Below are 12,197 nucleotides of genomic sequence, written 5' to 3'. Positions count from 1 at the left end.
CTCTTGCTTGCGTCATTTTAACCCCAAATCCAAACCACATTATAATCCAGTCCACGGCTGTCATTCACAGCCTGAGTTTCAGATCATGCTTACAAGCGCCACTGCGCAAGAAACATTCTTCCGATCACTGTTGTATCCAGATCCCCTCAACTAACCTCAGCGGTTGGAATCCGGATACAAAGGCGAACGCTTTCGCTTCTCCAGAATATTTATTGCTCCGTTGACTCTGTCCGTTATTAGTCTATAAACATAAACATAACTACTTAAACAAAAATACGAAAATATAAACAGCTCTATCATTCACAGCCTGCATTTAAGATCATTGCATATAACCACCACTGCTATATCATCTACTAACGGGATTGCCTAACTAATTGTTGCAACTCCTAATGAGCATTGCACAAAGCAAAACAAAAAAGCGATGCCAGGAGTCGCCTCCTTAGCACCGCAATATTTTGCTCTATCGGTGAAGCTATTACTTCGTCATTGCTGCAACGATCAGATCGCCCATTGCCGTCGTGCCAATTGCTTGGCTCTTGTCGACAGCAATGTCACCTGTACGGTGGCCAGCGTCAAGGACGTTTTTGACTGCATCTTCAATCGATTTCGCTGCATCATGGTAGCCAAACGTCAGGCGGAACATCAATGCAACGGACAGAATCGTTGCGATCGGGTTCGAGATGCCTTGGCCTGCGATGTCAGGAGCAGAACCGTGTACCGGCTCGTACAAGCCGAAGCTGCCTTCGCCCAGGGAAGCAGAGGACAACATACCGATGGAGCCCGTCAGCATTGCCGCTTCGTCGCTCAGGATGTCGCCGAACATGTTCTCCGTTACGATAACGTCAAAGCTGGATGGACGGCGAAGCAATTGCATCGCACAGTTGTCGACCAGTACATGCTCAAGCTCAACCTCAGGATATTCAACCGCAACCCGGTTAACTACTTCACGCCACAGGCGGGATGTCTCAAGCACGTTTGCCTTGTCGACAGAAGCCAGACGCTTGCCGCGAGTCATGGCGATATCGAACGCTTGGCGTACGATACGCTCAACTTCTTGTACGTTGTATACGCAAGTGTCAACGGCTTCTTCGCCGTTTGCGCCTTCGCGGCGGAATTTCTCGCCGAAGTAGATGCCGCCCGTCAGCTCGCGCACGACGATCAGGTCTGTGCCTTCCAGAACTTCAGGCTTAAGCGTAGACGCATCCTTCAAGCAATCGAATACCGTTGCTGGACGGATATTGGAGAATAGGCCAAGCGCCTTGCGAATGCCAAGCAGGCCAGTCTCTGGACGCAGCTCCTTGGAGTTGTTGTCCCATTTTGGACCGCCTACCGCGCCAAGCAGAACCGCGTCTGCCTTCTGGCAAAGCTCAAGCGTATCCTGCGGAAGCGGAGTGCCTTTCTCATCAATCGCGATGCCGCCGAATAAAGCATGCTCCGTTTCGAATTGATAGCCGAACAATTCCTCTGTTTTTTTCAAAACTTTCAACGCTTCGCCAACAACCTCAGGGCCGATGCCGTCGCCGCCTAGAACCGCAATTTTTTTAACGTCTGCCATTTTCACGAACACTCCTCTATATCATTCTCAGTCTATTATCATTTGTACCACAAAAGAGAGTCTAACACAAAGATATAAAATCTATGAACTTTATAGTCATTAACTATAAGCTAATTGCCTATTGCTTATTCCAGAAACAGATTACATGCAACCCCTGCGGCTTTTGGTTCGTTTAAGCTTTTAAGAATATGAGAAATAAAAAGTAACATGGAAGCTATAGTAGAGGATTGAAACCAATGACTACCAAATGGAACTTGAACGACCGCAATAAAGCGAGAATCTTATTTTTCTCGTTTCTGGCTGTGCTGCTGGCAACGGATCATGCATATTCCTTTTTGCTTTTTAATTCTTTTCTCGCCTATGCAGCACTGGAAATCTCTTATCTCCTGCCCTTATTCCGTCCCAAGAGCAAAGGCGAATGGCCTGCAAGCCTGCTGGTGTATCTGCTGTTTCTGCTTATGTCACCCAATATATTCTATATGGTCACGGACCTCATCCATCTCAATCTGTTCCCGTTCCGCTATACAGCCGGGCTGGTTATGAGGGAATGGTGGAACTTCTTCCTGCTCGTTACAGGCGTGCTGCTAGCCATATTTTATTATGTCACGATGATTAAGGGCATTCGCAGCCTGCTCGCTGGCAGCAGATGGAGCGGAGTCATCCTGCTCTTGTTCATTATCCTCCAAGCTGTAGGGATCTTTATCGGGCGATTCCTTCGTTTTCACTCGGTGCATCTGTTCACCGAACCGCTCTCGTTGCTGAGAGAATTCCTGAATGCAATCACAAGAGATGCCCTGATGTTTATCGGATGGATCACCATCCTCCAACTAATAATCATTTGGATGTTTTCATCTTCGCCAAAGGAGCAGACCCATGAGTGACTGGAATATTTATACGATTATGACCGGTTTGTTGGTTTTAACGGCCGCATTCCAAATCTATGTATCTATCGTTTTGTACCGACTGGAACGTTCAGCAACATGGACACTAATCGGCTTGCTGCTCCCGTTCGGGCTCAATGTACTGCTCTATCAAGCCGTCAAATTGGAACCTGCCGCAAGCTGCGATCTGGGTGAGCTTCCCGCAGACAGGCGCAAGCTGTGGAGAAGGACTCATCTTCTATTGCTGCTGCAATACATGATTCTATTCGGAGTGGTCGGCTGGTTCCTGTCTCCAGCCTGAGCTGGACGAACTATGTCTGGATTCAATGTAGTATCCGCTAAGGTCGATCAGAGCGACACACCCTCGCATACAAAAAAAGCACGATGGATCAATGCGCGGAACGCGGCCGATAAGGCAGCGTAACGTGCATGGTCCTTCGTGCTTTTTGCTATAACGCTTTAGATCAGGCTCATCTTGTCGCGGCGGCCCGGCGACTTGCGCTTGTCAATCAGACGATTGACCGCATCCAGGTACGCTCGTGCGCTCGCTTCCAGAATATCCGTGCTGAGACCGCGGCCTTGCGCCGTTACTTCGTCCTGCTTGAGAACGACATGAACTTCGCCAAGCGCGTCCTTGCCTTGGGAGACGGACTTGATGGAGTAGTCCTCCAGCTCGACCACTTCCTTTGTCGCTGCGTCAATTGCATTGTAGATCGCGTCGACGGAGCCGTTGCCTTCAGCAGTCTCTTCACGCACTTCGCCTTCAGCCGTACGAACGCGTACAGTCGCATTCGGCGTAGATTGATTGCCGTAGTGAACCTGGATCGTCTCCAGTGTGAACACTTCCGGCGTATCCGTCAGCTTTTCTTCGAGAAGAGCGCGAATATCCTCGTCATTAACGGCCTTCTTGCGGTCAGCCAAATCCTTGAACTTGGCGAACGCCGCATTCACCGCTTCATCCGCAAGCTCGTAGCCAAGGTCGATCAGCTTCTCGCGGAATGCATGGCGGCCGGAATGCTTGCCAAGCACGAGCTTGGATTCCTTCAGACCGATTGCGTCCGGGGAGATAATCTCGTACGTCGTCTTCTCCTTCAGCATACCGTCCTGATGAATACCGGACTCATGTGCGAAGGCGTTGGCGCCGACGATTGCCTTGTTGCCCGGAACAGGCATCCCTGTCAGCTTGCTGACAAGACGGCTGGTCTTCGCAATTTCCTTCAGGTTCAACGTCGTCTGGGCTCCGAAGAAGTCTGGACGAGTCGCCAGCGCCATAGCCACTTCTTCAAGCGCTGTGTTGCCCGCGCGCTCGCCGATGCCGTTAATGGTGCCTTCGATTTGATCCGCTCCGTTCATAATCGCTGCCAGCGAATTCGCTGTCGCCATACCGAGATCGTCATGGCAATGGGCGCTTAGCTGAATTTTCTCGATATTCGGCACCTGCTCCTTGAGCGTCTTGAAGATGTTGCCGAATTCCAGAGGATTCAAATAACCGACCGTATCCGGAATGTTGACGACAGTTGCGCCAGCCTTGATCGCCATATCCGTTACCTGGCAGAGGAAATCAAGCTCCGTACGGCCCGCGTCTTCCGGGGAAAACTCGACTTTGTCAAAGTATTGCTTCGCATACCGAATAGCGCGATCCGCCGCTTCCAGCACCTGCTCCTTCTCCATCCGAAGCTTATGCTTCCGGTGGATCGGGCTTGTCGCCAGGAACAAGTGGATGCACGGATCCTGCGCGCCTTTCAGCGCTTCACGTACGGCATCGATATCCTGCTCGCGCGAGCGGGACAAACCGATAACGGTAGCGTTCTTCACCGCGCGCGCAACCGCGTTAACGGCTGCCAGGTCGCCCGGGGATGCCGCAGGAAAGCCGGCTTCCATACGATCCACACCCAGCTTCTCCAGCTGCAGTGCGATCTCCACCTTCTCCTTCGTATTCAGGTTAACGCCAGGAGATTGCTCGCCGTCACGAAGCGTTGTATCGAAAATATAAATTTTCCGCATTATGTCCTCTACCTCCGTGAACAGAATGATCCCGATTGCACACAGAGCGGACATGCAAGGACGCAAGAAGCGGGCCTTGCATACGCTCCGGTGAACCGGGATTGATTATTCTTATTACATCAAGTATATGACTTAATGCGTAATTATTTCTTGATCCAGTGCATCAGTTCGCGAAGTTGCGCGCCTGTTTGCTCGATTGGATGAGCAGCTTCGTTGCGGCGAGTAGCCGTCAGCATAGCGCGGCCGGATTGGTTCTCCAAGATGAAGTCGCGAGCGAAACGGCCGGATTGGATATCTTCCAGAACGCGTTTCATTTCTTTCTTCGTCTCTTCAGTCACGATACGAGGACCTGTTACATAGTCACCGTATTCAGCCGTGTTGGAGATGGAGTCGCGCATTGTAGCCAGACCGCCTTCGTACATCAGGTCAACGATCAGCTTCAGCTCGTGCAAGCACTCGAAGTAAGCCATCTCAGGCGCGTAGCCAGCTTCAACCAACGTCTCGAAGCCTGCTTTAACAAGCGCGGAAGCGCCGCCGCAAAGTACTGCTTGCTCGCCGAACAGATCTGTTTCTGTCTCTTCTTTGAACGAAGTTTCGATAACGCCCGCACGCGTACAGCCGATGCCTTTTGCATAAGCCAGTCCGATTGCTTTTGCGTTGCCAGTAGCGTCTTGATGAATCGCGATCAGACCAGGAACGCCGAAGCCTTCTTGATACGTACGACGAACCATGTGGCCTGGGGACTTAGGAGCAACTAGGAATACGTCTTTGTCCGCGCTTGGCACGATTTGTCCGTAATGGATATTGAAGCCGTGAGAGAACATCAGAGCCGCGCCTTGCTTCAGGTTTGGTTCGATTTCTTCTTTGTATACTTTCGCTTGCGTCTCATCCGGAAGCAAGATTTGAACCACGTCAGCCACTTTAGTCGCTTCTGCAACTGTCAATACTTCAAAGCCGTCTTTCTTGGCAACGTCTGCGGATTTGCCCGGACGAAGACCGATTACAACTTTCAAGCCGCTGTCGCGAAGGTTTTGTGCTTGTGCGTGGCCTTGGCTTCCGTAACCGATAACTGCGATTGTTTTACCTTGCAGTACGCCTTGATCGGCGTCTTTTTCATAATACAATGTAACTGCCATGAGAATAATTGCCTCCTTTAATTTAACCCTTTTGAGCGGGTGTTTAAGCGGAGAGCCGAGAAACCAAGGTCTCCGTGCTTCCCCTCTTAAACTCCCGCTCAAAGCGGGATTTGACGATAATTGTTTTTGATAGGACAAGCTAGATTATTATTATTGCTTCACATTACCGCGGTTAAGTGCGGTTACACCAGTGCGTGAAAGCTCGCGGATGCCATAAGGCTTCATCAGCTCGATCATGGCATCTATCTTCTCGGTGTCGCCTACGACCTGCACCATTAGCGAGTGCGTGCCGATATCGACGACTGCGGCACGGAACGTCTCGACGACGCCCAGAATTTCCGGACGGGATGACGGCTCCGCATGCACCTTGATCAGCGCCAGCTCGCGCGCTACCATCGCATTGGCGCTCAGATCGATAACTTTGATCACATCAATCAGCTTATAGAGCTGCTTCGTAATTTGCTCAAGCGTATGATCGTCGCCAGAGGTCACGATGACCATGCGCGAGAGACCTTGCTCTTCGCTTGTGCCTACTGTGATGCTTTCAATATTGAAGCCGCGGCGTCCGAACAAGCCGGATACGCGCTGCAGAACGCCGGGCTGGTCATTGACGATAACTGCAATCGTATGCTTCTTCATTCCGCATCCCCCATGATCATTTGATCGATGGTGCTGCCTTGGGCTACCATCGGATACACGTTTTCGTCTCTGCGTACGACGAACTCGACAACCGCCGGACCCGGATGACGAAGCGCTTCCTCCCATGCCGTGCGTGCTTCTTCCTTGTTCGAAGCGCGGAAGCCTTTTACGCCGTATGCCTCAGCCAGCTTGACGAAGTCAGGGCTGCCTGCCAGATCAATATGACTGAACCGGTTCTCATGGATCAGCTCCTGCCACTGTCTAACCATGCCTAGAACCTGGTTGTTCAGAATAACGACTTTAACCGGAATATTGTTGATCGCGCAGATCGCGAGTTCTTGCGCACACATCTGCATGCCGCCGTCGCCGTTGATCGATACGACTGTGCGGTCCGGATTCGCCATCTGTGCGCCGATCGCCGACGGGAAGCCGAAGCCCATCGTGCCAAGGCCGCCTGAAGTTACCCAGGAACGCGGCTTGTTGAACGGATAATACTGCGCGGCCCACATCTGATGCTGGCCTACGTCTGTTGTCACGATCGCATCGCCACTCGTCGTTTCATGAATCATTTCCACAACCCATTGCGGCTTCAATTCCGTCTCGGAATCGATGTAACGGAATGGATATTGCTTCTTCGAAACCTGAATGTCCGCTCTCCATGCGTCAGCTTTGTCAGCGCGTACGGCTAGCTTGTTGGCTTGTGCCAGTACTGTCTTGACGTCGCCTACGATCGGAATGTCCGTCGGAACATTCTTGCCGATCTCCGCCGGATCGATATCGATGTGGACGATTTTTGCATTTGGCGCGAAGCCCGAAAGCTTGCCAGTTACACGGTCATCGAAGCGAGCACCGATATTAATGAGCAAATCCGCCGATTGAATCGACATATTCGCGGTATACGTGCCATGCATGCCCGGCATCCCGATCCATAGATCGTTGCCGCTCGGGAATCCGCCAAGACCAAGCAAGGTCGTCGTAATCGGAATTTCCGTCTTTGTTGCGAATTCCAGCAATTCCTCATGCGCCCCGGAGTAGACTACGCCGCCGCCAGCCAGAATAAGCGGTTTTTTCGCTTCCTGGATCGCTTTGATCATTTTGTCCACTTGCAGCTTGTTCGGCGAGATGGTCGGATTGTAGCCGCGGATGCTGACTTCATTCACCGGCTTGAACAGCGTCTTCGCTGCCGATACATCCTTCGGAATATCAATTAATACCGGGCCTTTGCGTCCTGTGTTGGCAATATGGAATGCCTCATGGATCGTACGCGGCAGATCTTCAACATTGCGAACAAGGTAGCTGTGCTTTGTAATCGGCATGGTAATGCCGGTAATATCCGCTTCCTGGAAGGCGTCTGTGCCGATCAAGGTCGACATGACGTTGCCCGTAATGACGACAAGCGGTACAGAATCCATGTAAGCTGTTGCGATACCGGTCACGAGGTTCGTCGCCCCCGGTCCCGAAGTAGCGATACATACGCCTACTTTGCCGCTGGCCCGGGCGTAGCCGTCCGCAGCGTGGATCGCGCCTTGCTCATGTCTGGTGAGCAAGTGATTGAAGTCGGGATTTCCGTGCATTGCGTCATAGATGTAGAGAACCGCGCCGCCCGGATAACCAAATACGCAATCTACGCCTTCCAGCAGAAGACTGCGAAGCAGAATTTCCGAACCCGAAATCACTTCAGGCTTGGAGAGCTTCTCGATTAATTCCTCTTTCGACTTTAATGTTGCACCTTGCATTGCCATCAGTCTTCCTCCTCTCAAGAAAAAACAAAAAAACCTTTCGTCCTCAGCCTCAAAGCTGAAGGGACGAAAGGTTGATCTTCCGTGGTACCACCCAAATTCGTTATATATCTCCCGATATATAACCTCCACAGGTTAGAACGCTGTGCACATATCGACGTTCTACCGTTGGCACTGTAACGCTTGCCCTGCGATACTCCCTAATACGCAACCCGGGTTGCTTTTCAGGAGGATAGCTCCGAGGTGAGCTCGTAGAAAAGGGGTTTTGGCGTCGGTTGCAGCTGATCCGATCGCTCTCTGAGCAAAAGAGCCCTTAACACTTCGTCCTCATCATTGCCGATTGATATGACTTTTCATTATTATATGCCGATTCTGACAGTTCGTCAAGAACAAGGCTCCCGTTATTTTACCGCATCCTTTAGCGACTGCACACAACCTTGCGCGAATGCTCATATACTAGTGTAGCCCTAGAGCGGCAATCCCATGCAACTGCGCCCTATAATAGCGCAGCGTAGAATGGAAGGATACCATGATTCGCGCACGCAAAGCAAGAACCGATGATGCCGAGCTTGTCCGGCTCATCCGTACAGAGCTGATTCCGATGTCCCATACCGCGAGGCCGCTGGATGCCCGTATGATACGCGAGCTGCCGAAGCGCTTCCGCAAAGGCATAACGTATGTCGCGACTAGATCCAAATTCGGGCCTCCGGTCGCCTTTGTTCATTTCTATGTGCATCAACAGCAGTTAATCGTCGACATGCTCGTTACGCATCCGGAGCATCGCGGACGGCATTATGGTACTGCCTTGATGGCGCATGCCGAGGCCTTCGGCAAAGCGCGTCATTGCCATATGGCCCGACTGTTCGTCGACCGGATCAATGGCAGAGCCCATCATTTCTACAACAAGCTCGGCTATCACACCGTCCGGTATGTTCCGGAGCTTCAATGTTATGAACTGCTTAAACCGCTGGCCTCGCCATCCTAGTAATTAAACCTTATCAGTACCCGTTGAAATATCCGCCGCCGGGATAGCCGCCTCCGCCATAACCGCAGCCGCCGCAAGACGGCACGCCGCAGCCACAGCCGCCGTATCCTCCGCCAAAGCCGCCTCCAAATCCGAAGCCGCCGCCCCAGAACGGAAGTGTTCCGATGGCGAGCAGATCAAACAGAAGCAGCGGCCATAAGAAGAAAGCCTTTGTTCTTGCTTTCTTGCCCTTCGAACCTTTTCCTTTGCCCTTAGACATAATGAGCCGGTTGCCCCGAAGCGCGACCAGCTTGCCCGAGACAACGGAACCGTCCTTGCGCATTGCATAGATGGATTTGCCGACCAGTTTCCGCACTTGTGCCCTGGAAACATTATTACGCATGCCAAATCCCTCCTTTCCCGTTATTCTTCAATGTATTCAGAGTGGCTTCGGCATGCCTGTATGTTTGTCCGCGGGCAAGCGCAAAGAGGCCTCGCCTCCGTCACGTTTGTGACGAAAGGCGAGGCCTCTTGAAACGCTCAGTATCGACTAAGCGTTGATTTTTTGTTTGGCAACGCCAGCCAGGGAGTTGAACGATGTAATATCGTTAACAGCCAGGTCAGCAAGCATCTTGCGGTTAACTTCTACGCCCGCAAGCTTCAAACCATGCATGAATTTGCTGTAGGACAGGCCGTTCACGCGAGCTGCTGCGTTGATACGAACGATCCACAGTCTGCGGATGTCGCGTTTTTTGTTACGACGGTCGCGGTAAGCGTACATAAGGGACTTGCCTACTTGCTCCTTCGCTGTTTTAAACAGACGATGTTTCGAACCGAAATAACCTTTAGCCAGCTTTAGAATTCTTTTACGACGACGAGCGCGGACAAAGCCGCCTTTAACTCTTGCCATGAGTGGAAACCTCCTGTGGGTTGAATTTGTATCTTAAACGATGATTATTTCAGGTTGGAAAGACCTTGCTGCAAACGGCGAACGTCGCCAGCGGCCATAAGCGGTTGACCCGCAAGAACGCGTTTTTGACGTCCCGATTTGTGCGAAAGCAAGTGGTTTCTGTAAGCTTTGTAGCGTTTCACTTTACCAGTACCGGTAATTTTGAAGCGGTCCTTCAGACTGCTGTGCGTTTTCATCTTTGGCATGTCAGTTTATCCTCCTTAATGTTGGTCCAGCCGTTAGCTGTTGGTTTTTGGTGCCAAAATCATAATCATGCTCCGGCCTTCCAGCTTGGGAGCGCGCTCGACATTGCATATTTCGGCAACCTCTTTGGACAGACGTTCCAGAATCTTCTGGCCGATCGACGCATGCGTGATCTCGCGGCCGCGGAAGCGTACGGAAGCCTTCACCTTGTCGCCTTCATTCAGAAACTTGACGACGTTGCGGAATTTCACTTGATAGTCATGTTCCTCAATATTGGCGCGGAACCAGACTTCCTTCACGTCAACGATTTTCTGATTCTTGCGCGCTTCTTTGTCTTTCTTCTGTTGCTCGTAACGGAATTTGCCGTAGTCCATGATGCGGCATACCGGCGGTTTGGCCGTCGGCGCAACGTTCACCAGATCCAGACCAGCGTCAGCAGCAAGCTGCAACGCGTCGCGAGTCGATTTAATGCCGATCTGCTCTCCATCCGCTCCTACCAAACGAACTTCTCTGGCCCGGATTTCATCGTTGATTTGATGTTCTCTGCTAATAACGTGCCACCTCCAAAATGGTATACGATCTTATTGATCCAAATAAAAAAAATGCGGATTCGCTAGAACCCGCATCTCATAACCGTTCATTGATTCTGCTAGTGCCGCTCCCGAAGGAACGTCAGCATACCCATCCGATTATCGCGAACCAGTCAGCCAAGCCGAAAGGTGAGAAGCGGGCGCTTCTGCTTGTGCGAATATGTCATAACACAATACTGAATTACTATAGCATACCGCCTATTGCATGTCAACAGCGGCGATTGCTTTATTTGCTCTGCACTTCTTCGATACGGACAACGCGCGTATGCTGCGTGTGGCTCCATGTCTTGTTGTTTTGCGTGAAGAACGCGTAGAACGTAATGGGCCACCAGGAGATCAAGAAGAATGGCAGCGTCAGCAAGTGCATGTACATCTTCTTGCTTCTCACCTTCTCCATCATCATCGCTGCCGGGAATTGCAGGACCGTAGCGGCAATCACTATTCCGATCAGCCACCATGGCAGGTACCCATAGAGCGAATGGATGACGTTAGGAGCCGGAAGCGCCATATCGATCCACATCACGGCTGTCAGCAGGAAGCCGAGCAGCGTATTGTAGACGGAAATCGTATAGATTGCGGCGTCGAACTTGACCAGGTTGCGTTCCTTAATGCTCGCCCATAGAAGCGGGAAGAAGTAATTGCGGGCCACGTTGAAGTGTCCCTGCATCCAGCGCAGTCGCTGTCTGGCAGAAGCGCGGAACGATACCGGCTTCTCGTCGTACACCTTGGCGTCGTAATTCAGGATCGGATAGATATTGCGCTTTACGCAGCGCATGGAGAACTCCAGATCCTCCACAAGGCTCGTTGCGCCCCATCCCATTTCCTTCAGCAGATTGGATTCGAAGCACATGCCCGTTCCACCCAGGAAGTTACTCATTTTCAAGTTGGTTCTCGACAACTGCCACAAGCGGTTGCAGTACCAGTACGTAATGGCGTAAGCTGCCGTGATCCAGGAATCGCCCGGATTTTTGGTATCGAGGTAGCCTTGAATGACTTGATGGCCCTCGCACAGATCGTCGTTCATCAGCTGCAGGAAGTCGCGGTTGACCAGGTTGTCGGCGTCGAACATGACGATTGCGTCATATTGGCGCGGCATCGCCCATAGCTCCTTGAGCATCCATTCGATCGCGTAGCCTTTGCCCCGCAGATGGTAGTTCGTCCGCTCGCAGGCGTGCACGCCCATGCTTCTGGCAATATCGGCTGTGCCGTCTGTGCAGTTGTCGCAGATGACGAAGATGTCGAACAATTCTTCCGGATAATCAAGCTTCTTCAAATTTTCGATTAGGGCGCCAACTACCTTTTCTTCGTTGTGCGCGGCTACGAGCACGGCGAACGATTTGTTTGGCGCATGGCGCTTCCTGCTCTTATTCTTCATGAATCCGAACAGGGAGAGCGAGAATTGGTACACCGCGATACAGGCCAGTACAACCTGAAAAATAATAAACACTACGGTAAAAATCATACGGTATTGCCCCCTTAAAACCCCATTTTGTGTGTGCCCGCTCCTTATCTCTATACGAGTCGGGCTTTCTTTTT

The 12,197-nt window shown here is 51.5% G+C and carries 13 protein-coding genes; 3 read left to right on the top strand and 10 right to left on the bottom strand.

What is annotated here, in order from left to right; translation table 11 throughout:
- Positions 1-475 precede the first annotated feature (475 nt).
- Positions 476-1,555, bottom strand: a complete 1,080-nt coding sequence (gene leuB / locus AC0YNW_RS21875) for a 3-isopropylmalate dehydrogenase (protein WP_387476526.1) — start codon at positions 1,553-1,555, stop codon at positions 476-478.
- A 236-nt stretch (positions 1,556-1,791) separates the two neighbouring features.
- Here leuB and AC0YNW_RS21870 point away from each other — a divergent pair, with 236 nt between their 5' ends.
- Positions 1,792-2,436 (top strand): DUF1361 domain-containing protein, encoded by a 645-nt coding sequence (locus tag AC0YNW_RS21870; RefSeq protein WP_475833740.1) that lies wholly within the window; start codon positions 1,792-1,794, stop codon positions 2,434-2,436.
- A complete protein-coding gene (locus AC0YNW_RS21865) occupies positions 2,429-2,737 on the top strand; it encodes a hypothetical protein (RefSeq protein WP_475833739.1) in 309 nt (102 codons plus the stop codon). Before AC0YNW_RS21870 ends, AC0YNW_RS21865 begins: the two co-directional genes overlap by 8 nt.
- A gap of 158 nt (positions 2,738-2,895) precedes the next feature.
- On the opposite strand, the gene AC0YNW_RS21860 is transcribed toward AC0YNW_RS21865, so the two are convergent.
- From AC0YNW_RS21860 to ilvB, 4 genes are all read right to left on the bottom strand, one after another.
- Positions 2,896-4,440 (bottom strand): 2-isopropylmalate synthase, encoded by a 1,545-nt coding sequence (locus AC0YNW_RS21860; RefSeq protein ID WP_387476532.1) that lies wholly within the window; start codon positions 4,438-4,440, stop codon positions 2,896-2,898.
- A gap of 143 nt (positions 4,441-4,583) precedes the next feature.
- Positions 4,584-5,576 (bottom strand): ketol-acid reductoisomerase, encoded by a 993-nt coding sequence (gene ilvC / locus AC0YNW_RS21855; RefSeq protein ID WP_119798765.1) that lies wholly within the window; start codon positions 5,574-5,576, stop codon positions 4,584-4,586.
- A gap of 150 nt (positions 5,577-5,726) precedes the next feature.
- The gene (gene ilvN, locus AC0YNW_RS21850; RefSeq protein ID WP_387476534.1) at positions 5,727-6,215 is read right to left on the bottom strand and encodes an acetolactate synthase small subunit; all 489 of its coding nucleotides are present in this window, start codon (positions 6,213-6,215) and stop codon (positions 5,727-5,729) included.
- A complete protein-coding gene (gene ilvB, locus AC0YNW_RS21845) occupies positions 6,212-7,957 on the bottom strand; it encodes a biosynthetic-type acetolactate synthase large subunit (RefSeq protein WP_475833738.1) in 1,746 nt (581 codons plus the stop codon). The genes ilvN and ilvB overlap by 4 nt, the downstream gene beginning before the upstream one ends.
- A gap of 526 nt (positions 7,958-8,483) precedes the next feature.
- On the opposite strand from ilvB, the gene AC0YNW_RS21840 reads away from it, so the two are divergent.
- Positions 8,484-8,939 carry a GNAT family N-acetyltransferase gene (locus AC0YNW_RS21840; RefSeq protein WP_475833737.1) on the top strand — a complete coding sequence of 152 codons (456 nt, stop codon included), beginning with the start codon at positions 8,484-8,486 and terminating at the stop codon, positions 8,937-8,939.
- Positions 8,940-8,952: 13 nt separating this feature from the next.
- Here AC0YNW_RS21840 and AC0YNW_RS21835 read toward each other — a convergent pair whose 3' ends face one another.
- The 5 genes from AC0YNW_RS21835 to AC0YNW_RS21815 form a co-directional block, all read right to left on the bottom strand.
- A complete protein-coding gene (locus AC0YNW_RS21835) occupies positions 8,953-9,321 on the bottom strand; it encodes a hypothetical protein (protein WP_475833736.1) in 369 nt (122 codons plus the stop codon).
- Positions 9,322-9,468: 147 nt separating this feature from the next.
- Entirely contained in the window at positions 9,469-9,828 is a 360-nt protein-coding gene (gene rplT, locus AC0YNW_RS21830) for a 50S ribosomal protein L20 (protein ID WP_387476543.1), read from the bottom strand.
- Positions 9,829-9,872: 44 nt separating this feature from the next.
- Complete coding sequence (rpmI, locus tag AC0YNW_RS21825; protein ID WP_068682086.1) at positions 9,873-10,073, bottom strand: 50S ribosomal protein L35; 201 nt, start codon at positions 10,071-10,073, stop codon at positions 9,873-9,875.
- Between the two features lie 33 nt (positions 10,074-10,106).
- Positions 10,107-10,604 carry a translation initiation factor IF-3 gene (gene infC / locus AC0YNW_RS21820; RefSeq protein WP_387476911.1) on the bottom strand — a complete coding sequence of 166 codons (498 nt, stop codon included), beginning with the start codon at positions 10,602-10,604 and terminating at the stop codon, positions 10,107-10,109.
- Positions 10,605-10,887: 283 nt separating this feature from the next.
- Positions 10,888-12,123: a glycosyltransferase family 2 protein gene (locus tag AC0YNW_RS21815; protein ID WP_475833735.1), complete on the bottom strand. Its 1,236-nt coding sequence runs from the start codon at positions 12,121-12,123 to the stop codon at positions 10,888-10,890.
- Positions 12,124-12,197: the final 74 nt, after the last annotated feature.

It is taken from the genome of Paenibacillus sp. J31R120, assembly GCF_056269225.1.
Note: the sequence above shows the minus strand (reverse complement) of the source record. Positions and strands in the feature narration are given on the sequence as shown.

What these genes read in the sequence shown, in the direction of transcription:
- leuB (WP_387476526.1), bottom strand. Translation starts at nt 1,555, where the DNA reads ATGGCAGACGTTAAAAAAATTGCGGTTCTAGGCGGCGACGGCATCGGC.
- AC0YNW_RS21870 (WP_475833740.1), top strand. Translation starts at nt 1,792, where the DNA reads ATGACTACCAAATGGAACTTGAACGACCGCAATAAAGCGAGAATCTTA.
- AC0YNW_RS21865 (WP_475833739.1), top strand. Translation starts at nt 2,429, where the DNA reads ATGAGTGACTGGAATATTTATACGATTATGACCGGTTTGTTGGTTTTA.
- AC0YNW_RS21860 (WP_387476532.1), bottom strand. Translation starts at nt 4,440, where the DNA reads ATGCGGAAAATTTATATTTTCGATACAACGCTTCGTGACGGCGAGCAA.
- ilvC (WP_119798765.1), bottom strand. Translation starts at nt 5,576, where the DNA reads ATGGCAGTTACATTGTATTATGAAAAAGACGCCGATCAAGGCGTACTG.
- ilvN (WP_387476534.1), bottom strand. Translation starts at nt 6,215, where the DNA reads ATGAAGAAGCATACGATTGCAGTTATCGTCAATGACCAGCCCGGCGTT.
- ilvB (WP_475833738.1), bottom strand. Translation starts at nt 7,957, where the DNA reads ATGGCAATGCAAGGTGCAACATTAAAGTCGAAAGAGGAATTAATCGAG.
- AC0YNW_RS21840 (WP_475833737.1), top strand. Translation starts at nt 8,484, where the DNA reads ATGATTCGCGCACGCAAAGCAAGAACCGATGATGCCGAGCTTGTCCGG.
- AC0YNW_RS21835 (WP_475833736.1), bottom strand. Translation starts at nt 9,321, where the DNA reads ATGCGTAATAATGTTTCCAGGGCACAAGTGCGGAAACTGGTCGGCAAA.
- rplT (WP_387476543.1), bottom strand. Translation starts at nt 9,828, where the DNA reads ATGGCAAGAGTTAAAGGCGGCTTTGTCCGCGCTCGTCGTCGTAAAAGA.
- rpmI (WP_068682086.1), bottom strand. Translation starts at nt 10,073, where the DNA reads ATGCCAAAGATGAAAACGCACAGCAGTCTGAAGGACCGCTTCAAAATT.
- AC0YNW_RS21815 (WP_475833735.1), bottom strand. Translation starts at nt 12,123, where the DNA reads ATGATTTTTACCGTAGTGTTTATTATTTTTCAGGTTGTACTGGCCTGT.